Source organism: Phenylobacterium terrae, from assembly GCF_042681205.1.
Lineage (GTDB): Bacteria > Pseudomonadota > Alphaproteobacteria > Caulobacterales > Caulobacteraceae > Phenylobacterium > Phenylobacterium terrae.
This window is the reverse complement of sequence record NZ_JBHUEY010000001.1, coordinates 1,377,349-1,398,318: the sequence shown is the minus strand read 5'-3', so window position 1 is coordinate 1,398,318 and position 20,970 is coordinate 1,377,349. Positions and strand designations below refer to the sequence as shown.

The window sequence follows — 20,970 nt, the reverse complement described above, 5'->3', positions numbered from 1 at the left end:
CGCATGGAGTCCCTCTCTTGCGCCGCCTGATCGGCTTCTACCTGACCGGCGAGTTCGGGCGGTTCCTGCTGGCCGGCGGGACGGCGGCGGCGGCGAATTTCGCCAGCCGCTTCGCCTTCCAGCCGCTACTCGGCTTCAACGCCAGCGTGGTGGCGGCCTACGGGGTGGGGTTCCTCACCGCCTTCTTCCTGAACCGGCGGTTCGTCTTCCCGGCCTCGGGCAAGCCGATGCGGCAGGAGATGGCCTGGTTCTTCGTCTTCAACGCCCTGGCCTTCCCGGTGGTGTGGGCCGCCTCGCTGGTGCTGCGCGATTTCGTGTTCGGGCGCGTCCTGCCCGCCGCGCCGGCCGAGGCGCTGGCGCACGGGATCGCTATCCTGCTGCCGGTGGCGGTGAACTTCGCGGCCCACAAGCTGGTCACCTTCGCGCGCCGATGAAAGGGCCCCAGAGCTTCGACGTGGTGGTGGTCGGCGCGGGCGCGGCCGGCATGATGTGCGCCATCGAGGCGGGCAAGCGCGGCCGGCGCGTACTGGTGCTGGACCACGCCAAGGCGCCGGGAGAGAAGATCCGCATCTCCGGCGGCGGGCGCTGCAACTTCACCAACATCCATGCGGGCCCGAAGAACTTCGTCTCGGCCAACCCGCGCTTCGCCATCTCGGCCCTGTCGCGCTACCGGCCGGCCGACTTCACCGCCCTCGTCGACCGCTACGGCATCGCCTGGCACGAGAAGACGCTGGGCCAGCTGTTCTGCGACGGCTCCTCGCGCCAGATCATCGACATGCTGCTGACCGAGATGAAGGCCGCCGGCGTGGAGCTGCGGCTGCAGGCGCCTGTGGACCGGCTGGAGCGGGAGGGCGAGGGCTTCCGCCTCTCCGCCGGCGGGGCGGAGATCGTCTGTTCGTCCCTGGTGATCGCCACCGGCGGCAAGTCGATCCCGAAGATGGGCGCGACCGGCTTCGGCTATCAGGTCGCCGAGCGGTTCGGCCTGAAGGTCACCGAGACGCGGCCGGGGCTCGTGCCGCTGACGTTCGAGGCGGGCCTGCTCTCGCGGCTGGCGCCGCTGGCCGGCGTGGCGGTGGACGTGCGGGTCTCCTGCGGCAAGACCCGCTTCGAGGGGGCGATGCTGTTCACCCATCGCGGCCTCTCCGGCCCCGCCATCCTGCAGATCTCCTCCTACTGGCGCGAGGGCCAGGCGATCACGGTCGACATGGCCCCGGGCGCCGACGTCTTCGAGGCGCTGCGCCAGGCCCGCGCCGAGCGCGGCCGCCAGTCGGTCGCCGGCGTGCTGGCGCAGCATCTGCCCAGGCGGCTCGCGGAGCTGATCTGCGAGACCCACGGCGCGACCGCCAACCTCGCCGACGCCGGCGACAAGCGGCTGCGGGCCGTGGCCGAGGCTGTGAACGCCTGGACCGTGAAGCCGGTCGGCTCAGAGGGCTATCGCACCGCCGAGGTCACCCTCGGCGGCGTCGACACCGGCGAGCTGGATTCCAGGACCATGGCCGCCAGGCGCATCCCGGGCCTCTACTTCATCGGCGAGGTCGTCGACGTCACCGGCTGGCTCGGCGGCTACAATTTCCAGTGGGCCTGGGCCAGCGGCTGGTGCGCGGGGCAGGCGGTCTAACACCCGTCATCCCGGACGGCCGCAGGCCGATCCGGGACCCAGCCTCACCGCGAGTGGGACCGCCGCCCTGGGTCCCGGCTCTTCGGCCGGGATGACGGTGGTTGGGGCGCATCGCGCCAGCTCAGCAGCGCCGCCCGCTCGTCTTCGGTCAGCACCCGCCAGCGCCCCTCCGGCAGGTCGGCGAGCTTCAGGGGCCCGATGCGGATGCGGTAGAGGTCGGTGACGGTGAGGCCCACCAGGTCGCACATGCGGCGGATCTGGCGGTTGCGGCCTTCCTTGAGGATGAAGCGCAGGCGCTGCTCGCCGGCGCGGGTGACCTTGGCGGGGCGCAGCTTCCGGCCGTCGAGGGAGAGGCCGTGGCGCAGCCGGGCGATCCTCTCCTCGGTGAGGTCGCCGCGCACGCGGACCAGGTACTCCTTGTCGAGCTCCGACTCCGGCCCGATCACAGCCTTGGCCAGCACCCCGTCATCCGACAGCAGCAGCAGGCCGTGGGAGTCCATGTCCAGGCGACCCAGCGGGGCGAGGCGGGTGTCGCGGCCGGGGATCATTGGGCTCTCGCCCACCAGCGCCTGGCGGGTCAGCAGGCGCACGGCGGGCACCTGCCCCGCCTCCGGCTGGGCCGAGACGACGCCCACCGGCTTGTTTAGCACCACGCTGAAGGCCGCCTGCCCCCGGTCGGCCAGGGTGAGCGTCTGGCCCGGCAGGATCTTGCGGCCGGCGTCCTCCACCCGCTCGCCGTCGATGCTGACAAGGCCCTCTGCGATGGCGGCCTCCGCCTCCCGGCGCGAGCAGACGCCGCTCTGGGCGAGCCACTTGTTGACGCGCTGGGGCTCGGGGTCCTCGTAGCGGCGGGTCCAGACCATGGGCCGCTTCTAGAGCGCCAGGGCCGGCTGGGCCAAGCGCCACTCCTCCGCGACCTCAGGATCCACCTCGGCGCGCGTCCGGCGCTCACGCAGGGCCTCGAATTCGGCCGGCGGCAGCAGCCGGCCCAGGGCCCACACCGCGGCGCCGCGGACCACGGGCGCGGGATCGTCCAGCAGGCGCAGCGCCTCGGCCGCCAGGGCGGGCTCGCCGGAGTTGCCGATGGCGTAGAGCACGTTGCGGACGAAGCGGTCGCGGCCGATCCGCTTCACCGGGCTCTTGGCGAACAGGGCGCGGAAGGCGGGATCGTCCAGGCGGGAGAGGTCGGCGAGGCTGGGCGCGCGCAGGGCCTCGCGGGCGTGCAGCGCCTGTTCGCGGGCCGTCGAGGCGAACTTGTTCCAGGGGCAGACCGCCAGGCAGTCGTCGCAGCCGTAGATGCGGTTGCCGAGGAGGGGGCGGAACTCGTGCGGGATCGGCGCCTTGAGCTCGATCGTCAGGTAGCTGATGCAGCGCCGCGCATCGAGCTGGAAGGGCGCCGGGAAGGCGTTCGTGGGGCAGACGTCCAGGCAGGCCCGGCAGGAGCCGCAGGTCTCCTCACCGACCGGATCGGGGCGCAGCTCCAGCTCGGTCAGGACCGAGCCCAGGAAGAGCCAGGAACCGTGCTCGCGCGAGACGAGGTTGGTGTGCCGGCCCTGCCAGCCGACCCCGGCCCGCTCGGCCAGCGGCTTCTCCATCAGCGGGGCGGTGTCGACGAACACCTTCAGCTCGCCGCCGAACCGGTCCTGCACCCAGCGCGCCAGCGCCTTCAGCCGCTTCTTGATCAGCTCGTGGTAGTCGTCGCCCTGGGCGTAGACGCTGATCGCGCCGCGGGTCGGCTCAGAGAGGACGGCGAGCGGGTCGTGGTCCGGCCCGTAGTTCATCCCCAGCACGATGGCCGAGCGGGCGCCCGGCCACATGCCGGTGGGGTGGGCGCGGCGTTCGGCGGTGGTCTCCATCCAGGCCATCTCGCCGTGGCGGCCGGCGGCGACGAATTCGGCGAGGCGCTCGGCGGCGCTCCACGGCGCGTCGGCGCGCGCGAAGCGGCAGACGTCGAACCCCAGCAGCCTGGCCTCCGCTCGGATCGCCTCTTCGCGCGCCTCAGAAGTCGAGATCGTCATAGTGCCCGGCCGGGGCGATGCCGGGGCAGCGGTCGCTGAGCAGGGGCCGGAAGCAGGGCCGCGATTTCAGCTTCATGTACCAGGTCTTCACTCCCGGGAAGTCGCGCCAGGGCACGTCGCCGAAGTAGTCGATGACCGACAGATGGGCGGCCGCGGCGAAGTCCGCCAGGGAGAGACGGCGTCCGGCCAGCCAGTCGCGGTCCTGCAGCAGGCCTTCGATGTAGACCAGGTGGCCGCGCAGGGCCTCCCGGCCATGACGCAGGGCGGCGAGGTCGGGCGCGCCGAGCTTCAGGAGGCGCTTCTCCAGCTTCTCGTGCAGCAGGTAGCCGCCGACCTCGTAGTCGAACTTGCGGTCGAACCACTGCAGCAGCCGGCGCGCCTCGGCCCGCTCGGCCGCTTCGCGGCCCATCAGCGCCGGCTCGGGGTTCTGTTCCTCGAGGTGGTCGAGGATGGCGCGGGATTCGCACAGCACGATGCGCCCGTCCGGCCCCTTTTCCTCCAGCACCGGCGTCAGGCCGGACGGATTGAGCGCCAGGAACTCGGGCGGACTCTCCCAGTAGCGGACCTGCACCTCGTTGAAGGGCAGGCGCTTTTCGCCCAGCGAGAGGCGCACCTGGCGGGAGGCCGGGTCCATCGGGAAATGGTGGAGGGTGCGCTCGACGCTCATGCCCGCACGCGGAGAGGAATCACTGTCGTCCAAGAGCGCCCAAAGGCCTTAAGGGCGCGTTTACTACACCTGATCCTCGTCCGAGAACGGCTCAGAGTGGGTTTCGGCCCGGCCGCGGGGGTCCGCGTGGATGATCACGTCGGCCGACGGGAAGGCGGCGACGATCCGCCGTTCGGCTTGGTCGATCACCTCGTGCGCCGCCTCCAGGCTCAGCTCCGGGTCGAGGTCGACATGCATCTGGATGTGGACGAAGGGGCCTGAGGCGCGGGTGCGCAGCTGGTGCACATGGGTGAGGCGCGGGTCCTGGCGCACCACCTCGACGATCCGCCGGCGGGCCTCGTCCGGCAACTCGCGGTCCATCAGTTGGGCCGACGCCTCGCGGAAGACGCCCACCGCGCCCCAGACCAGCAGGGCGGCGATAGCCAGGCCCGCGGCGGCGTCCAGCCCGGCCATCCCCAGCGCCGCCGTGCTGGCGATGCCGATGAGGGCGATGACGTTCGAGGCCAGGTCCGAAAAGTAGTGGGCCCGGTCGCCCGAGACGGCCACCGAGGCGGTCTTGCGCAACACCTGCGTCTGGGCCCGCACCAGCCCGAGGGTGAGCACGATGGAGACGACCATCACCGCGATCGCCCACCCTTCCCGGGCGATGGGCTCGGGGGCGATCAGCCGCTGCACGGCCTCGCGGCCGATCAGGGCGGCGGAAGCGAACACGAGCCCCGCCTGCAGCAGGCTGGCGAAGGCCTCGGCCTTGCCGTGGCCGAAGCGGTGCTCCCGGTCCGGCGGGGCGACCGCGTAGCGGACGGCGAAGAAGGTGACGAGGGAGGCGACGAGGTCCAGGGCCGAGTCGGCCATGGAGGCCATCACCGCCACCGAGCCGGAGACCAGCCAGACCACCAGCTTCAGGGTCACCAACACCACGGCCGTCGCCACGGACAGCAGGGTGACGCGCCGCGTCAGCGCCGCCGTCTCGGCCGGCGTCATGCCGCTGAGGATCCCCGTGGTCATGGGGCGGAGCCTAAACTTCCCTCCCCTTCATGGGGAGGGTGGACCGGAGCGCAGCGACGGGACGGGTGGGGGCGTGACGAACCGCACCGACGCCGATCGCCCAACGCCCCGCCCGGCCATGACTCCCCCGCCCGGTCCCTTCGGGACCACCCTCCCCATGAAGGGGAGGGAAGGACGCTACGCCGCCGCCTTCGGCTGCGGCCCCACATAGACGCTCTGCGGACGGATCAGCCGCCCGCCGGCGAGCTGTTCGCGGGCGTGGGCGAGCCAGCCGGCGACGCGGCCCATGGCGAAGACGCAGGTGAAGGCGGTGGGCGGAAAGGCCAGGGCCTCCAGCAGCAGGGCGGTGTAGAACTCGACGTTGGTGTCCAGCGAGCGGTCGGGCTTGCGGGCCTTCAGGATGGCCAGCGCCGCGGCCTCGACCGCTTCGGCGAACTCCAGCCGGCCGTGGGCCACATTGGACTGGCCGACCAGCTTGCGCACGGCGGCCTTCAGCGCGTCGGCGCGGGGATCGCGCACGCGATAGATGCGGTGGCCGAAGCCCATCAGCCGATCGCCGCGGTCCAGCGCCGCCTCGATCCAGGCCCGGGCGTTCTCCGGCCGGCCGATGCCGTCCAGCATGTCGATCACCGGCCCCGGCGCGCCGCCGTGCAGCGGGCCCTTCAGCGCGCTGATCCCGGCCAGGATCGCCGAGGTCAGGCCCGCCCGGGTCGAGGCGACGACGCGGGCGGCGAAGGTGGAGGCGTTGAGCCCGTGGTCGCTGACCGTCACCAGGTAGGTGTCCAGCGCCGCCACCTCGGCCGGCGCCGCCTCGCGCCCCCGCAGCATCCGCAGGATGTCGGCGGCGTGGCCGAGCGCGGGGTCCGGCGCCACCGGCGCCTGGCCGGCCTGGGCGCGGACGACGGCGGCGGTGAACACCGCCGGCGCCGCGGTCAGCCGCAGGGCGGTCGCCAGGTCGTCGCCGTCGCCCAGGCGCGCGGTGAGCGCGCGCATGGCTTCGATGGGCGTGCGGTCGAGCAGGCCGGTGTCGAGGGCGGCCACTTCGCCGAACACCTCGGCGCGCGCCTGGCCGAGCGGGCCGGCGAGGCCGGCGAGCAGGTCCTCGAAGAAGCCGTCGAACAGCAGGCGCGCGGCGTCTTCGTAGGCGGTGCGACCGGCCAGCTGCTCCACGGGCCAGCCGCGGATGATCAGCCGCCCGGCCTGGCCGTCGACCTCGGAGAGGACGGTGTGGGCGGCGACGACGTCATCAAGGCCGTCGGACATGACGATCTCCTCTTGTTTGCACTGCAACATTCGCCCGAGCGTTGCCACCGTCAATCTTGATCAATATGATCAACATATGCCGCAGGCGGACTGGATCGGGGCGGAGGAGGCGCGCTCGCGCCTGGGCGTTCGGCCGCAGACGCTCTACGCCTACGTGAGCCGGGGCCGGGTGCAGGTGCGGCCGGACCCGCAGGACCCGCGCCGCAGCCTCTATCGCGCCGCCGACATCGCCGCCCTGCATGAGCGGAAGTCCCGCAGCCGGAAGATCTCGGAGGTGGCCGAAGGCGCCATCTCCTGGGGGGAGCCGGTGCTGGCCTCGGCGATCATGACGGTCTCGGGCGGGCGGCTGTACTACCGCGGCCGCGACGCCCTTGAGCTGGCGGAGGTCGAGACGCTGGAGGGCGTCGCACGGCTGCTGCGCGGCGGCCACGGGGCGGCGCTGAAGCGCACCGACCGGCCGGCGCCGCCGGAGGGCGGCGACATGCGCTCGCGGGCCTTCCTGGCGCTGGCCCAGCGGGCCGGGGTCGATCCGCCGGCGCGGGGCCGCAACCCGCTGGCGCTCGCCGTCGAGGCCGCGACCCTGCTCGACGTGATGACCGACGCCGTCGCCGGGCAGGTGGGCGGCGGGGCGATCCACAACCGGCTGGCGCTGGCCTGGGGCCTGGGGCCGGGCGGCCCGGGCGCGGACCTGATCCGCCGCACCCTGGTGCTGCTGGCCGACCACGAGCTCAACGCCTCGGCGTTTGCGGCCCGGGTGGCGGCCTCGACCGGGGCGTCGCTGGCGGCCTCGGCGCTTGCCGGCCTCTCGGCGCTCTCCGGGCCGCGGCACGGCGGCGCCCCGGCGGCCATCCAGAACCTGGTCGAGGAGGCGAGGCGCCTGGGCCCGAGGCCGGCGATTGCGGCAAGGCTGGCCGAGGACCGGCTGATCCCGGGCTTCGGCCACCCGCTCTATCCGGACGGGGACCCCAGGGCCGCGGCCCTGCTCGCGCGCTTCAACCCGCCGGACGATTTCGCGGCCCTGCGCGAGGCCGTGGAGCGGGCGACGGGGCTCGCCCCCAACATCGACTTCGCGCTGACCGCGCTCTCCGAGAGCCTCGGCCTGCCGAAGGACGCCCCCTTCGCCCTGTTCGCCATCGCCCGCTGCGCCGGCTGGATCGCCCACGCGATCGAGCAGGGCCAGAGCGGCGCCCTCATCCGCCCGCGGGCGCGCTACGTGGGGCCGGAGGTGGGTTAGAGCGCCTCCAGCGCCACCGGCGCCAGCGAGAGCACCAAGAGGCCCGCCATCGTCCAATTGAAGATCCGCAGGCGGGCGGGCGTGCCGAGAACGCCGCGAAGGGCCAGGCCGAAGCCCGTCCAGCTCGCCACGCACGGCAGGTTCACCAGGGTGAAGACGGCGGCCACCACGACGACGTTGGCCGCGTAGTTCTCCGGCGGGGCGTAGGCGGTGACGCCGCCCAGCGCCATCGCCCAGGCCTTGGGGTTGACCCACTGGAAGGCGGCGGCCTGCCAGAAGGTCTGCGGCCGCCCGGCGCCCTCGCCGCCCTTCATCTCGCCGGACATGGCGATCTTCCAGGCCAGGTAGAGAAGGTAGGCCGCGCCCACCGCCTTCAGCACCCCGTGCAGCGCCGGATAGGCGGCGAACAGTCCGCCGAGCGCCAGGCCAGCGCCGAGCACCAGGGCGAAGAAGCCCAGGTTCACGCCCATCAGGTGCGGCAGGGTGCGCCGGAAGCCGAAGTTGGCGCCCGAGGCCAGCAGCATGGTGTTGTTCGGGCCGGGCGTGATCGAGGAGACGAACGCGAAGAGCGCGAGCGCCGCCAGCATTTCGGGAGGGATCTGAGGCATGGGGGAGGTCCTTGGGGAGGACTCCCGGCAGCCGGATGTGTCGCGTTTGGCGCCTCTCCCGCCGCCGGGAGAGGCTTGTTGCGCCCTAGATGGCGCCCACCGTCGTCCCGCACGTCATCGACCGCCCGGCCATTACCGGGCGGATGATAGCCTGACGGGCGAGGGCGAAGGTGGCGGTCACGGGCGTGTCCTTGGCGACGGCCGCCCGATAGCACAGCTGGGCCGTGCCGGCCAGATCGTAGCCTCACCACCCCGCTCATCCCGGCGGAGGCCGGAGCCCAGAATGGCGGGCGCAGATGCGGGTTCCAGGACCGCGGCGTTCATCCAGCCGGCGTCACGTCTTGGATCTGGATCTCGGCCTTCGCCGGGACGAGCGGGGAAGGGGAGAACCCTTAGCGCGCCTTGCGTGCCGCCGCGGCGGCCGCATCCGCTTCGGCCTGCGAGAAGACGCCGTCCCTGTCGGTGTCGAGCTCGGTGAAGCGGCGGTCGGCCTGGGCGGCGACCTCGTCCTTCGTCACCACGCCGTCGCCGGAGTGGTCGTAGGTCTTCCAGATGCGGTCCACCTGGCCGCGCATGCCGGGCAGCTTGGCGAGGGCCGGCAGCTCGGCGCGAAGGACCCGGCCGTCCCGGTCCTTGTCGTACTTGATCAGCTCCTTCATCACCGCCGCCTTGTAGTCGGCGCGGCTGACCTTGCCGTCCTTGTCCATGTCGAGCTCGGCCAGGTTCGGCCGCTGCTGGGCGGCCGCTGGCGCGGCGCAGGCGAGGAAGGCGGCGGCGAGCAGGAGGCGGCGCATCTGAGAACCCCGTTCGGTGGCGCGGCCAAGCTGATGGACCCCGGATGAACGCAGCCTGACCGCATGGTCGCAGCGGTCCAGAAACCGTTCGCCGCGAATCCGAAGCTTACCCTAAACAGGCCCCTCGGACGCGCGCGCGATGCGGGAGCACGGCTTTGCCGGATTGGGTCTACGCCATCATCCTGGGTCTGGTCGAAGGGCTGACCGAGTTCATCCCGGTCTCCTCCACCGGCCACCTGCTGTTGACCAAGGAGGCCCTGGGCTTGCCCGACGGCTTCTGGGGCACCTTCAGCGTGCTGATCCAGCTCGGGGCGATCCTGGCGGTCGTGGTCGTCTACTTCCAGCGGCTGTGGAGCGTGGTGCTGAGGATCCCGACGGATCCGAAGGCCCGCGGCTTCGTCATCAGCGTCCTGGTCGCCTTCCTGCCGGCCGTCGCCTTCGGTTTCCTGCTCCATGGCTTCATCAAAGGCGTGCTGTTCGAGAGCCCCCAGCTGATCTGCTGGTCGCTGGTCATCGGCGGCGTCGTACTGCTGTTCATCGACCGCTTTGCGCCCGAGCCTCGCCATGACGATGCGATGGAGCTGCCGTTCCGCACCTCCCTGGGCATCGGCATGATGCAGGTGCTGTCCATGATCCCCGGCGTGTCCCGCTCGGGCGCGACGATCGTCGGCGCCGTGCTCCTGGGCGTGCGCAAGGACGCGGCGACCGAGTTTTCCTTCTTCCTGGCGATCCCGACGATGCTGGGCGTGTTCGTCCTGGACGCCTGGGAGAACCGCAACGCCATCAGCGCCGACCAGGCGGGCGTCATCGCCGTCGGTTTCGTGGCGTCCTTCGTCTTCGCCCTGGTGGTCATCAAGACGATGGTCGGCTTCGTCAGCCGCCGGGGCCTGGCCCCGTTCGGCTGGTGGCGGATCGTGGTCGGCGGCGCCGGGCTGGCGGCGCTGAACCTGCGCTAGGGCTCGGGGTCGAACAGCAGGAAGGCGGCCTTGGCGCCGGGGCGGATCGCGTGGACGCAACCGGCCGGGATCAGCTGCAGGTCGCCTGCAGAGAGGCGGACGTCTTCCCCATCCAGGACGAGGGTGAGGTCCCCCTCGACCATCAGAAGCGCTTCGGCCCAGTCCTCGTGGACCTCCGGGTCCAGACCCTGCCCGTCCGTCCGGAAGAGCTTGAGCTTCACGCCGCCGACATCGCCCAGGACGGAGCGGCCCCACGCGCCCGAGAGCTCCTGCGCCAGACTGGCGAGGTTGAGGGTCGAGACGTTCTTCACTGCAAGATGCGCCACTTCCCGGAGCGGGGTCAGACCGGCTGCGGCATGTCCGCGTACTGGCCGCCGCGGCGGTAGCGGTAGAGGTAGGTGGGGATCACCGACTCCACGGTGGTCGGGACGATCCCGAGGTCCGAAAGACCCGGCGCCCCTTCGGAGACGACGTTGTCGGCCTTCAGCAGCTTGACCTGGTCGGAGGTGATCGGCGGCGGGAACGGGGTCATCGCGATCACGTCGCCCACCGCGCCCAGGGCGCCCGCCGCCGCGAACGGGATCGGCAGCAGCAGGCGGCGGCGCTGGATCTCCTTCAGGAGCAGCTCCATCAGCTCGCGGAAGGTGAAGACGCCCGGCCCGCCGAGCTCGTAGGTGCGGCCGGCGGCCTCGGCCCGGACCGCCGCCTCGGCGATCGCCCGGCCGACGTCGCCGACGAACACCGGCTGGAAGCGGGTCTTGCCGCCGCCGATCAGCGGCAGCGCCGGCGACATCGTCGCCATCGATCCGAAGCGGTTGAAGAAGTCGTCCTCCGGCCCGAACACGACCGACGGACGGATCACCACGGCGTCGGGGAAGATCTCGCGCACCGCCGCCTCGCCGGCGGCCTTGCTGCGGGCGAACTTGGCCGGCGAATCGGCGTCGGCGCCCAGCGCCGAGACCTGGACGAAGCGGGTCGCGCCGGCCGCGCGGGCGGCCTCGGCGGCGTTGCGCGCGCCCATCACGTGCAGCGACTGGAATTTCTGGCGGCCGCGCTCGAAGGCCACCGCGACCAGGTTCACGCAGGCCGCCGCGCCGTCCATGGCCCGGGCCAGCGAGTCCGGATTGCGGATGTTGGCCTGGACGATCTCGATCTGGCCGACGTCGCCGTGCATGCGCAGGTCGCCCGCCAGGTGCGGACGGCGGACGGCGACGCGCACCCGAAGCCCCTTGCGGGCGAGGGCGCGGACCACCTGGCTGCCGATGAAGCCGGAGCCGCCGACAACGGTGACCAGATCCTGCATGGCGTTCCTGAACTCATTGAAAGAGCGACACCCGTGTCGCGCCCGCCCGATAGACGATGCGGCCTTGCGCCGCAATGCGGCGGGCCGTCCGACGCGACGCCGTTGACGCGCCCCGGCCGGCGCCCTAAGTAGCCGCCTCCCGATCCGACGGACCGGGCCCAGGTGGCGGAATTGGTAGACGCGCTGGTTTCAGGTACCAGTGGTTAATAGCCGTGGAGGTTCGAGTCCTCTCCTGGGCACCACCCCCGAAAGTGTTTCGGGGGCGGCAAAGTCGGAGCGAAGCTTAAGAGCGTGACCAACTTCCTGCACGACGGTGACCTGCCCGACGGCGCGCTTTCGGGCGCGGCCGCTGTCGCGGTCGACTCCGAGACCATGGGCCTGAGGCTGGGTCGCGATCCGCTCTGCGTCGTCCAGCTCTCGGCCGGCGACGGCGATGCGCACATCGTCCAGCTGCGCCGGCCCGACTACCACGCGCCGAACCTGAAGCGGCTGCTGACCGATCCTTCCGTGCTGAAGATCTTCCACTTCGGCCGGTTCGACATCGCCATGTTCCACCTGCACCTGAAGGTGGTCACCGCGCCGGTCTACTGCACCAAGATCGCCTCCAAGCTGGCGCGCACCTACACCGACCGCCACGGCCTGAAGGACGTGGTCAAGGAGCTGGTCGGCGTCGACCTCTCCAAGGCCCAGCAGAGCTCCGACTGGGGCTCGGCCGACCTGTCGGCCGACCAGCTGGCCTATGCCGCCTGCGACGTGCTGCACCTGCACGCCGTCCGCGCCAGGCTCGACGAGATGCTGGCGCGCGAGGGGCGCGACGGCCTGGCCCGGGCCGCCTTCGAATTCCTGCCCCACCGCGCCCTGCTGGACGTGGCGGGCTGGGAAGACGTCGACATCTTCGCCCACAGCTAGCGGCGATGAGCGCGGTCGCCCATCCCCACGCAGGGCCCAGCCGCCGGCCGGACTTCCTGCGCTGGCGGCGGCGCTCGCGCCTGATCCGGCTGCTGCGCCTGGTGCTGCCGCTGGGCATCGGCCTCATCTTCGCCACGCTGGTCGGATTTGTGGTCCACGGGACGATTTCCGGCGGGCCGGTGCGGCCGGACCAGGCGGACACGCCTATTCGTCTGGTCAACTTCAGGCTGGTCGGCCGGGACGACAGGGGCAGGCCGTTCGTGCTGACCGCCGATTCCGCCACGCGCGACAAGCAGGACTACCAGCGGATCCACCTCGTACGGCCCTCGCTGCTGATCGACTCCGAGAGCCCCCGTCCGACGCGGCTGTCGGCCAAGACGGGGGTGATGCAGGAGGATACCGGCAAGCTGCAGCTGGACGGCGGCGTGACGCTGAACGGGACCGACCTGGCGGTGGCCACCGACTCCTCGGTCTACGACACCCTGACCGGTGTTCTGCAGGGCGAGGGCGACATCGCCGGCAGAACCGCGCTTGGCGACGTGAACGCGAAGTCCTATGGCGTCTACGACGAGGGCGAGCGAATGATCTTCCGGGGCGGCGTGCGCGGCCGGATCGAATCGAAATAGTCGGGGCTAGGCTTCAGCGATGATTTTCTTCCGGAAACTGAACTTCCTGGCCGGCGGTCTGGCCGCGGCGGCGCTGCTCGCAGCGCCCGCGGCCGCTCAGCTGGCCCAGAACTCCGACGCGCCTGTCGACCTGACCGCCGACGAGCTGGAGGTGATCAACTCCCAGTGCCTGTCCATCTGGCGCGGCTCGGCCGAGGCCCTGCAGGACACCTCCCGCCTGCGGGCCGACGTCCTGAAGACCTACTTCCAGGTGACCGGCGGCGCCCGGCCGGCGGCGGTGAGCACGGCCAATTGCGGCGCCCTGAGCCGCATCGAGGCCGAAGGCAACGTCTTCTACGTCACCCCGCAGCAGCGGGTGCGCGGCCGCCATGCGACCTACGATGCGGCGAGCGAGACGATCACCGTCACCGGCGACGTGGTGGCCGCCCAGGGGCAGAACGTGCTGCGGGGCGAGCGGCTGGTGATCAACATCAAGACCGGCCAGTCCCAGATGCACACCAATGTGAAGGGCCGCGGCAAGCCCGGCCGGGTGCGCGGCGTCTTCTATCCGGACCAGCCGCAGCAAGCCCAAAGCCAGTAGGGCAGGCGAGGCCAGGCCGTTGAAACAGGAGACCTTCCCCACCCTGCCGGGTCTGGCCGCCGCCGGCCTCGTGGTCGACAACATCGGCAAGTCCTTCAAGGGCCGGCCGGTGGTGAAGGGCGTGTCGCTGCGCCTGGCGCGCGGCGAGGTGGCCGGCCTGCTCGGCCCCAACGGCGCCGGCAAGACCACCTGCTTCTACATGATCACCGGCCTGATCCCGGCGGACTACGGGGCCATCTACCTGGACGGCGAGAACATCACCCTCCAGCCGATGTACCAGCGTGCCCGGATGGGCCTGGGCTACCTGCCGCAGGAGACCTCGATCTTCCGCGGCATGACCGTCGAGCAGAACGTCATGGCGGTGGTCGAGCTGCGCGAGCGCAACCCGACCCGCGCCCGCGAGACGGTGACCGCCCTACTGGAAGAGCTGCACATCGAGCACCTGCGCGGCGCCCCGGCGGTGTCGCTGTCGGGCGGCGAGCGGCGGCGGGTGGAGATCGCCCGGGCGCTGGCCAGCGAGCCCTCCTTCATGCTGCTCGACGAGCCGTTCGCCGGCATCGACCCGCTGGCGATCGCCGACATCCGCGAGGTGATCACCTACCTCAAGGGCCGCGGCATCGGCATCCTGATCACCGACCACAACGTGCGCGAGACGCTGGACATCATCGACCGCGCCTCGATCATCCACGCCGGCGAGGTGCTGTTCGAAGGCGCCCCCCACGAGATCGTCGACGACCCCGAAGTGCGCCGCGTCTACCTGGGCGAGAGCTTCAGCTGAGCCCCATTCCTTTCCCGCCGCAGGCGGGAGAGGGGGACCACGCGCCGCAGAGCGCGTGGTGGAGAGGGCAGGCCACATCCGCCGCCCATCCAAGCGCGCCTAGCTGCCTCAAGGTCAAAACGCCGCGTTCGTGGCTTTCCCTCTCCACCGCCCGCTCTTCGCTACGCTCGGCGGCCGGTCCCCCTCTCCCACGATGTAGGAGAGGAACGGCAGACGCTCCAATCTTAACCAATCGGTGGGGAACCGCCCCTAGGCTGCCACGCAAGATTTGGGCCAGCAGGGGGGCAGGCTTTGGCGCTCAGCGCGCGTCTCGAGGTCCGGCAGGGGCAGGGGCTGGTCATCACGCCCCAGCTGCAGCAGGCGATCAAGCTGCTGCAGCTCTCCAACCTGGAGCTGGAGGCCTATGTCGAGGCCGAGCTGGAGCGCAATCCGCTGCTGCAGCGCGACGAGCGCGAGGACGAGCCCCAGCGCGGCGAGGCCGAGGCCGCCGAGGAGCGCATCGACCCGGAGGCCGCCAGCGACGCCGCCGCCGCCGCCGAGCTCGACGCCAGCCATGACGAGGCCTCCCCAGGCGAGCGCGCCACCGGCGACTCGCCCGAGGCGGCCGACGCCGGCGGAGCCATCGACTGGTCGCGCGCCGGCCGCGGCGGCGAGCTCGACATCGAGGGCCTGGAAGGCGCCCTGACCCGTGAGAAGACGCTGGCCGAGCACCTGCACGAGCAGCTGGCGGTCGCTGGCCTGGGGCCGGCCGAGGCCGCCGCTGCCGCCGTGCTGATCGACGCCGTCGACGAGGGCGGCTACCTGCGCGCCGACCTCGGGGAGGTCGCCGGCCGGCTCGGCTGCAGCCTGGAGTTCCTCGAAGGCGTCCTCACCGTCCTGCAGGGTTTCGAGCCCGTCGGCGTCTTCGCCCGCGACGTCGCCGAATGCCTGGCGCTGCAGCTGAAGGACCGGAACCGCTTCGATCCGGCCATGGCGGCGCTCGTCGCCAACCTCGACCTCCTCGCCCGCCGCGACCTGGCGGCCCTGCGCCGCGCCTGCGGCGTCGACGACGAGGACCTGAAGGAGATGATCGGCGAGATCCGGGCGCTGACGCCCCGGCCCGGCGCGGCCTTCGGCTCCGAGCCGGTCCAGCCGGTGGCGCCGGACGTGTTCGTGCGCGAAGGGCCCGGGGGCCTGTGGCACGTGGAGCTCAACTCCGAGACCCTCCCGCGGCTGCTGGTCGACCAGCGCTACCACGCCCGGGTCAGCGCCGCCGCCCGCTCGGACCAGGAGAAGGTCTTCGTCTCCGACTGCCTGGCCAGCGCCAACTGGCTGGTGAAGAGCCTCGACCAGCGGGCCCGCACCATCCTGAAGGTGGCCTCCGAGATCGTGCGCCAGCAGGACGGCTTCATGGCCTTCGGCGTCGAGCACCTGCGCCCGCTGAACCTGAAGACCGTCGCCGAGGCCATCGGCATGCACGAGTCGACGGTCAGCCGGGTGACCTCGAACAAGTACATGGCCACCCCCCGCGGCCTGTTCGAGCTGAAGTTCTTCTTCACCTCGGCGATCAATTCCACCGGCGACGGCGAGGCCCACTCGGCCGAGGCCGTGCGCCACAAGATCAAGCAGCTGATCGAGGCCGAGAAATCGGGCGCCGAGGTCCACTCCGACGATCGCATCGTCGACATCCTCAAGGAGTCCGGGATCGACATCGCCCGCCGCACCGTCGCCAAGTACCGCGAGGCGATGCGCATCCCCTCCTCCGTCGAGCGCCGGCGGATGCTGAAGGAAGGGGTGTAGGCCCGGGACCGGTTATCCTGTCCCGTCGCGTCGACCACCCACCACGCCGCAGGAAAGGGACAGGATAACCTGTCCCAGGTTGAAGGGGGCGGCCGATGGCCCTGGGCAGGGTTCCAATCGCGCGCGGGGCCGGCCGCCCCCTCCGCCTCTCCCGCAAGGACGCGGGCGAGGTCTCGGGTCAGCGCCAGAGGCGCTCGGCGATCAGCACCGCATTCAGGGCCGCGCCCCGCAGCAGCTGGTCGCCGGAGAGGAACAGGGCGAGCGTCTTTCCCTCAGGGTCGCTGAGGTCCTGGCGGATGCGGCCGACCAGCACGTCGTCCTCGCCGGAGGCCTCCACCGGCATCGGGAAATGGTTGGCCGCCCGGTCGTCGACCAGGCGCACGCCCGGCGCCTCGGCGAGGATCTCGCGCGCGGCCGACGGGGAGACCGGCCGGTCGAACTCGACGCTGAGGGCCATCGAGTGGGCCCGCAGCACCGGCACGCGCACGCAGGTGAAGCTGATCCGAAGGTCCGGCAGGCCGAGGATCTTGCGGTGCTCGGCCATCACCTTCTCCTCCTCGCCGTTGTAGCCGGTCTCGGGATCGACGGCGGCGTTGTGGCTGAACAGGTTGAAGGCGTAGGGGTGGGGCAGGACCTTGGGGGCGAAGGCCTCGCCCGCCAGCTGGGCCGCGGTGGAGGCGGTCAGCTCGTCCATCGCCGCCGCGCCGGCCCCGGAGGCGGACTGGTAGGTCGCCCCGATCACCCGCACGATCCCGCCCAGCGCCCTGAGCGGCCCCAGCGCCATCACCGAGACGGCGGTCACGCAGTTGGGGTTGGCGACGATGCCGGGCCCGGCCGGCAGGTCGGCCGCATTCACCTCCGGCACCACCAGGGCGACGTTCGGGTCCATGCGGAAGGCCGACGAGTTGTCGACCACCAGGGCGCCCTGGGCTGCGGCCAGCGGCGCATAGGCTCGGCTGACGCCGGCCCCCGCCGAGAAGAAGGCGACATCCACGCCGGCGAAGGCGTCCATCGACACCGCCTCGACCACGTGCCCGCCGATCCGCCGACCCGCCGAGCGCTCGGAGGCCAGCAGCCGCAGCGAGGCGGTCGGGAAGCCCCGCCGCTCCAGGCAGCCGATCAGCTCGACGCCGACCGCGCCGGTGGCGCCGACGATGGCGACGTTGGCGGCCCGCTGGGCGGCCTTGGGTCTTTCGGATTGAAGCATCTGAACGCGTCTCCTTGGGGCTGTTCAGCCGGGAGGCGGGTTCTTCTCGTGCTGGAAGCGACCCCGTCCTGCCGGCGGGGTCGGTGGGGTGGAGCGCCTAGGCGCGCGCACAAACCCCCACGCCCCGAGGCGTGATGGTCTTAATCGTGCGCTTGGTCGCTTGACGAGCCATGGCTGGGCCTTAGACGAACGGGGCGCGCGATGCAACTGTGCCCGCGCAACGTGGCCGCCCCCGGCCGGAGTATCGATGGCCGATCCCGAGACGGACAAGACCGCCAGCATCTCGGCGATACTGCGCGAACTGTGCGCCGATCCGGAGGCCGAGATCACCATCGGCCAGATCGTGCGCCGCTTCGGCCGGCGCGCCTTCGGGGCGGTGCTGTTCCTGTTCTCCACCCCCAACCTGCTGCCGCTGCCGCCCGGCTCCTCGACGGTGCTGGGCGCGCCGCTGGTGCTGCTGGCGCCGCAGGTGGCGCTCGGCGTGCAGGCGCCCTGGATTCCCAAGGGTCTGGCCCGCCGCAAGATCACCGGCGCGGCGCTGGCCGCCACCTTCGGGCGCATGCTGCCGTTCGTGGAGCGGGCCGAGCGGTTCTCCCGGCCGCGGCTGCATTTCATGTTCGGGCCCGTGGGCGATCGGATCATCGGCCTGGTCTGCACCCTGCTCGCCCTGGTGCTCATCCTGCCGATATTCGGGGCCAACATGCTGCCGGCCGCGGCTGTGGGGGTGCTGTCGCTGTCGCTGGTCCAGCGGGACGGGGTTCTGGCCCTCGTCGGCTATCTGCTGGCCATCGCCAGCGCAGGGGTGCTGGCGCTCATGGCCGGCGCCGTGGTGCTGACCGTCCAGAAGCTGCTGCAAGTTTTCGGCGCCGCTTGACACCATCCCCAGCCGGGCGCGTTCATTGGCCCATGCAAGTCTCTGTCACCGGCAAGCATGTCGATGTCGGGGATGCCCTGCGAGAGCGGGTCTCCGACGAACTTTCCACCAGTATCGGGAGGTATTTCGAGAGGGGCGGCGGCGCCGACGTGGTGGTGAGCCGCGAAGGCCACTCCTTCAAGGTCGATTGCGCCGTGACCCTGGCTTCGGGCGCGCACCTGCAGACCCACGGGGTCGGCGGGGACGCCCATACGGCCTTCGACGCGGCCCGCGAGCGGATGGAGAAGCGCATCCGCCGCTACAAGCGCAGGCTGAAGGACCACCACATCCAGGCCCAGGCCAAGCAGGCCGAGACCACCGCCTATTTCGTGCTGCAGACGGCCAATCCGGACGTCGGCATCGAGGAAGAGGAGGACGAGGAGGTCGATGGGCTCGACCACCCCGAGCCGGTGGTCATCGCCGAGATGGAGCGTCCGATCCGCACATTGACCGTTTCGATGGCGGCGGCCGAACTGGACTTGACGGATTCTCCCACAATCGTGTTCAGGAACGCCGCGCACGGCGGATTGTCCGTGGTATATCGCCGGCCCGACGGGAATATCGGCTGGATCGATCCCGAACGCGCGAAAACGACGAACGGGAGCGGCGTAGCCGCCGGCGCTGCGAACTCCTGAGGCTCGCCGAGCGTTCCGCCGTCGATCTTTGGGCGGCTGGACTGGGCAGAGTTATGAGTTTGCAGATCGGCGACATCCTGGACCGGAACGCGATCGCGATCCGGGTCAAGGCGGCTGACAAGCGGCAGGCGCTGTCGCGCGTCGCGGACCTGGCGGCGCGCAACCTCGGCCTCGACGCCGGACGGGTCTTCGAGGCCCTGATGGAGCGCGAGCAGGCCGGCTCCACCGGCGTGGGTCACGGCGTCGCGGCCCCCCACGCCCGGATGGAGGGCGTCGAGCGGATGCGCGGCGTCTTCGTTCGCCTGGAGCAGCCTGTGGAGTTCGAGGCCATCGACGACCAGCCGGTCGACCTGGTCTTCGCCCTCTTCGCCCCGCCGAACGCCGGCGCCGAGCACCTGCGGGCGCTGGCCCGCGTCTCCCGCCTGCTGCGCCACGCCGAGCTGCGCGAGCACCTTCGCAAGGCCCGCAGCGCCGACGCCATCCACGCCCTGCTGGTGCAGGAGGCGCGGCCGAGCGCGGCCTAGGCCGTTCGGCCGTCGTCGGGCAGGAGCGTGTCGGCGAGGCGGCGCTCACGCGAGACCGCCCCCACAAGCCGCTCGCCGTCGAAGACCTCGACGCTGGCGCAGGTCAAATGCTCGGCCAGCAGCCGACGCGCCAGCGCCAGGGCGCGGGCGTCGGAGCCGAGCTCGTGGGCCTCGAAGCAGACGGGCGAGCCGTCCGCCCGCCGGCAGTCGAAGGTGTAGAGCATCGGGCCGGCCTCGGCGCCGCGCGCCGCGCCGGGGCCGGGCGGTGGCGTGCGGCTCATCGCGACGTTCCCTTCAGGGCCAGATCCGGCCGCGGCCGACCCACGTCCTCGGGCGAGGCCGCCACCTGCCATTCCGCGCCCGGCTGCTCGAGGACGCAGTGGTGGGCCCGCATGATCTCGCCGATCTGCGCCTCGTCGCACTGCGGCAGCAGATAGCTGCAGAGCGCCACGATGCGGCGGCCGTGGAAAGCGTCGGTCACCGCCTGCTCGTATTCGACGAAGGTCGCCCACTCGTCCGGCTTGAGGAAGGTCACGTTGCCGGTGATGCGCAAGCCGTTGTAGCCGTCGGCCAGGGCCTGCTCCTCCTCGTCCAGCCAGAGCCGGACCACGTCGAGGCCCTTCAGCTCCTGGGCGTTCGCGTACCAGGCGTCGTAATCGGTGACGCGCAGGGCCCCGGTGCGGATCGCCTCGTCGGCCCCGTCCCAGGCGGCGCGGAGCGCCTCGACGGCCTCGTCCGCGGGCAGCGGCGGGGCGGTGATCCAGAGGCAACGCTCGTTGGCGTTCAACCCGGCCACGAAATAGGGCGCCAGCGCCGCCACCAACTGGCCGCGGTCCTTGTAGAAGTGGCAGGCGTGCATCCCGAACGGGATCAGGTCGATCCCAGGCAGGCCGCAGTGGGTGAAGTGGGAACTCGCCGCGGTCATTGCAGGACATCCAGGGTGCTGGTGACGAGGACACAGGTGCAGCCCGTCTCGCTCCAGACGCGCTCGTCGATCGCGCCTGGGGGGCCGTAGTTGTAGTCGCCGGGGAAGAGCTTGCGTGCGTTGATCCACAGCTCGCCGTCGAGCAGGTGCAGCTCCTCGACGCCGGCGTGGGTGTGCGGGGGATAGCTGGCGCCGGGGGCGAGCCGCACCAGCATGCTGACGCGGTGGGCCTCGGCGTCGTTCGCCAGCAGCTTGCAGGCGATGCCGGGAGCCACGTCCTGCCAGTCCGGCTCCGACCATCGGCGGGGCGGCGGCGGGGCCGGGGCCTGACCGGCCTCTTCGGCCAGGCGCTGCGCCAGGCGCTGCTGGAGCGACGCCGGCGGGCGCAGCACGTCGGTCGGCCAGGCGACGAGGCGGTCCGTCACCGCCCGCATCTCGTCGAACTCGCGCCGGCAGTCGGCGCACACGGCGATGTGGGCCTGCGCCGCCGCGGCTTCGTCAGCCGGCAGCGCCTGCAGGGCGTAGGCGCAGGTCGCCTCGCTCTGGGCGCAGGGGCTCACGGCTCGGCCGGCGCAAGGCGGATGCGGATTCGCATACGGACAAGACGACAGGCGCGAGCCCCTGGATT

At 71.7% G+C, this 20,970-nt stretch carries 25 protein-coding genes and 1 tRNA gene; 13 read left to right on the top strand and 13 right to left on the bottom strand.

Features of this window, described 5'->3' with window-relative positions; translation table 11 throughout:
• Positions 1–17: 17 nt before the first annotated feature.
• Together ACFSC0_RS07070 and ACFSC0_RS07065 are read left to right on the top strand one after the other, a co-directional pair.
• A complete protein-coding gene (locus ACFSC0_RS07070) occupies positions 18–434 on the top strand; it encodes a GtrA family protein (RefSeq protein ID WP_377284294.1) in 417 nt (138 codons plus the stop codon).
• Positions 431–1,618, top strand: coding sequence for a BaiN/RdsA family NAD(P)/FAD-dependent oxidoreductase (locus tag ACFSC0_RS07065; RefSeq protein WP_377284293.1), 1,188 nt, complete (start codon positions 431–433; stop codon positions 1,616–1,618). Before ACFSC0_RS07070 ends, ACFSC0_RS07065 begins: the two co-directional genes overlap by 4 nt.
• A gap of 44 nt (positions 1,619–1,662) precedes the next feature.
• Here the strand turns inward: ACFSC0_RS07065 and ACFSC0_RS07060 are convergent, their stop codons facing one another.
• From ACFSC0_RS07060 to ACFSC0_RS07040, 5 genes are all read right to left on the bottom strand, one after another.
• Positions 1,663–2,481, bottom strand: coding sequence for a pseudouridine synthase (locus ACFSC0_RS07060; protein ID WP_377284292.1), 819 nt, complete (start codon positions 2,479–2,481; stop codon positions 1,663–1,665).
• A 9-nt stretch (positions 2,482–2,490) separates the two neighbouring features.
• Positions 2,491–3,636, bottom strand: a complete 1,146-nt coding sequence (gene queG / locus ACFSC0_RS07055; RefSeq protein WP_377284291.1) for a tRNA epoxyqueuosine(34) reductase QueG — start codon at positions 3,634–3,636, stop codon at positions 2,491–2,493.
• Entirely contained in the window at positions 3,617–4,303 is a 687-nt protein-coding gene (fzlA, locus tag ACFSC0_RS07050; protein WP_377284290.1) for an FtsZ-binding protein FzlA, read from the bottom strand. The genes queG and fzlA overlap by 20 nt, the downstream gene beginning before the upstream one ends.
• 63 nt (positions 4,304–4,366) lie before the next feature.
• Positions 4,367–5,308 carry a cation diffusion facilitator family transporter gene (locus ACFSC0_RS07045; RefSeq protein WP_377284289.1) on the bottom strand — a complete coding sequence of 314 codons (942 nt, stop codon included), beginning with the start codon at positions 5,306–5,308 and terminating at the stop codon, positions 4,367–4,369.
• Positions 5,309–5,485: 177 nt separating this feature from the next.
• Complete coding sequence (locus tag ACFSC0_RS07040; protein WP_377284288.1) at positions 5,486–6,571, bottom strand: citrate synthase/methylcitrate synthase; 1,086 nt, start codon at positions 6,569–6,571, stop codon at positions 5,486–5,488.
• Positions 6,572–6,647: 76 nt separating this feature from the next.
• Here ACFSC0_RS07040 and ACFSC0_RS07035 point away from each other — a divergent pair, with 76 nt between their 5' ends.
• Positions 6,648–7,805: a citrate synthase gene (locus ACFSC0_RS07035; protein ID WP_377284287.1), complete on the top strand. Its 1,158-nt coding sequence runs from the start codon at positions 6,648–6,650 to the stop codon at positions 7,803–7,805.
• Here the strand turns inward: ACFSC0_RS07035 and ACFSC0_RS07030 are convergent.
• Both ACFSC0_RS07030 and ACFSC0_RS07025 read right to left on the bottom strand, forming a co-directional pair.
• A complete protein-coding gene (locus ACFSC0_RS07030) occupies positions 7,802–8,413 on the bottom strand; it encodes a LysE family translocator (RefSeq protein ID WP_377284286.1) in 612 nt (203 codons plus the stop codon). The two genes, ACFSC0_RS07035 and ACFSC0_RS07030, sit on opposite strands and share 4 nt — an antisense overlap.
• A 392-nt stretch (positions 8,414–8,805) precedes the next feature.
• Entirely contained in the window at positions 8,806–9,207 is a 402-nt protein-coding gene (locus ACFSC0_RS07025; RefSeq protein WP_377284285.1) for an EF-hand domain-containing protein, read from the bottom strand.
• A gap of 155 nt (positions 9,208–9,362) precedes the next feature.
• Here ACFSC0_RS07025 and ACFSC0_RS07020 point away from each other — a divergent pair, with 155 nt between their 5' ends.
• Positions 9,363–10,163: an undecaprenyl-diphosphate phosphatase gene (locus tag ACFSC0_RS07020; RefSeq protein ID WP_377284284.1), complete on the top strand. Its 801-nt coding sequence runs from the start codon at positions 9,363–9,365 to the stop codon at positions 10,161–10,163.
• Here ACFSC0_RS07020 and ACFSC0_RS07015 read toward each other — a convergent pair.
• Both ACFSC0_RS07015 and ACFSC0_RS07010 read right to left on the bottom strand, forming a co-directional pair.
• Positions 10,160–10,489 (bottom strand): cupin domain-containing protein, encoded by a 330-nt coding sequence (locus tag ACFSC0_RS07015; protein WP_377355116.1) that lies wholly within the window; start codon positions 10,487–10,489, stop codon positions 10,160–10,162. The genes ACFSC0_RS07020 and ACFSC0_RS07015 overlap by 4 nt on opposite strands.
• A gap of 14 nt (positions 10,490–10,503) precedes the next feature.
• Positions 10,504–11,466, bottom strand: coding sequence for a complex I NDUFA9 subunit family protein (locus ACFSC0_RS07010; RefSeq protein WP_377284282.1), 963 nt, complete (start codon positions 11,464–11,466; stop codon positions 10,504–10,506).
• A 156-nt stretch (positions 11,467–11,622) separates the two neighbouring features.
• On the opposite strand from ACFSC0_RS07010, the gene ACFSC0_RS07005 reads away from it, so the two are divergent.
• The 6 genes from ACFSC0_RS07005 (at position 11,623) to rpoN (ending at position 16,138) form a co-directional block, all read left to right on the top strand.
• Positions 11,623–11,708, top strand: a tRNA-Leu gene (locus ACFSC0_RS07005).
• A 49-nt stretch (positions 11,709–11,757) separates the two neighbouring features.
• Complete coding sequence (locus tag ACFSC0_RS07000) at positions 11,758–12,375, top strand: ribonuclease D (protein ID WP_377284281.1); 618 nt, start codon at positions 11,758–11,760, stop codon at positions 12,373–12,375.
• 5 nt (positions 12,376–12,380) lie between these two features.
• On the top strand, positions 12,381–13,001 hold the full coding sequence (gene lptC / locus ACFSC0_RS06995) for an LPS export ABC transporter periplasmic protein LptC (protein WP_377284280.1): 621 nt from the start codon (positions 12,381–12,383) through the stop codon (positions 12,999–13,001).
• 19 nt (positions 13,002–13,020) lie between these two features.
• The gene (locus ACFSC0_RS06990) at positions 13,021–13,581 is read left to right on the top strand and encodes an LptA/OstA family protein (protein WP_377284279.1); all 561 of its coding nucleotides are present in this window, start codon (positions 13,021–13,023) and stop codon (positions 13,579–13,581) included.
• A 43-nt stretch (positions 13,582–13,624) separates the two neighbouring features.
• Positions 13,625–14,359: an LPS export ABC transporter ATP-binding protein gene (lptB, locus tag ACFSC0_RS06985; RefSeq protein ID WP_377284502.1), complete on the top strand. Its 735-nt coding sequence runs from the start codon at positions 13,625–13,627 to the stop codon at positions 14,357–14,359.
• Between the two features lie 291 nt (positions 14,360–14,650).
• The gene (rpoN, locus tag ACFSC0_RS06980) at positions 14,651–16,138 is read left to right on the top strand and encodes an RNA polymerase factor sigma-54 (protein WP_377284278.1); all 1,488 of its coding nucleotides are present in this window, start codon (positions 14,651–14,653) and stop codon (positions 16,136–16,138) included.
• 178 nt (positions 16,139–16,316) lie between these two features.
• Here the strand turns inward: rpoN and ACFSC0_RS06975 are convergent, their stop codons facing one another.
• Complete coding sequence (locus ACFSC0_RS06975; protein WP_377284277.1) at positions 16,317–17,345, bottom strand: aspartate-semialdehyde dehydrogenase; 1,029 nt, start codon at positions 17,343–17,345, stop codon at positions 16,317–16,319.
• A gap of 247 nt (positions 17,346–17,592) precedes the next feature.
• On the opposite strand from ACFSC0_RS06975, the gene ACFSC0_RS06970 reads away from it, so the two are divergent.
• From ACFSC0_RS06970 to ptsN, 3 genes are read left to right on the top strand one after another with little or no spacing between them, the layout of a single operon-like run.
• Positions 17,593–18,219 carry an exopolysaccharide biosynthesis protein gene (locus ACFSC0_RS06970; protein ID WP_377284276.1) on the top strand — a complete coding sequence of 209 codons (627 nt, stop codon included), beginning with the start codon at positions 17,593–17,595 and terminating at the stop codon, positions 18,217–18,219.
• A gap of 32 nt (positions 18,220–18,251) precedes the next feature.
• Entirely contained in the window at positions 18,252–18,893 is a 642-nt protein-coding gene (gene hpf, locus ACFSC0_RS06965; RefSeq protein WP_377284275.1) for a ribosome hibernation-promoting factor, HPF/YfiA family, read from the top strand.
• Between the two features lie 59 nt (positions 18,894–18,952).
• The gene (gene ptsN, locus ACFSC0_RS06960) at positions 18,953–19,417 is read left to right on the top strand and encodes a PTS IIA-like nitrogen regulatory protein PtsN (protein WP_377284501.1); all 465 of its coding nucleotides are present in this window, start codon (positions 18,953–18,955) and stop codon (positions 19,415–19,417) included.
• Here ptsN and ACFSC0_RS06955 read toward each other — a convergent pair.
• From ACFSC0_RS06955 to ACFSC0_RS06945, 3 genes are read right to left on the bottom strand one after another with little or no spacing between them, the layout of a single operon-like run.
• Complete coding sequence (locus ACFSC0_RS06955) at positions 19,414–19,698, bottom strand: hypothetical protein (protein ID WP_377284274.1); 285 nt, start codon at positions 19,696–19,698, stop codon at positions 19,414–19,416. The two genes, ptsN and ACFSC0_RS06955, sit on opposite strands and share 4 nt — an antisense overlap.
• Positions 19,695–20,342: an MEDS domain-containing protein gene (locus ACFSC0_RS06950; protein ID WP_377284273.1), complete on the bottom strand. Its 648-nt coding sequence runs from the start codon at positions 20,340–20,342 to the stop codon at positions 19,695–19,697. Before ACFSC0_RS06950 ends, ACFSC0_RS06955 begins: the two co-directional genes overlap by 4 nt.
• Positions 20,339–20,902, bottom strand: a complete 564-nt coding sequence (locus ACFSC0_RS06945) for a cupin domain-containing protein (protein WP_377284272.1) — start codon at positions 20,900–20,902, stop codon at positions 20,339–20,341. Before ACFSC0_RS06945 ends, ACFSC0_RS06950 begins: the two co-directional genes overlap by 4 nt.
• Between the last annotated feature and the right edge of the window lie 68 nt (positions 20,903–20,970).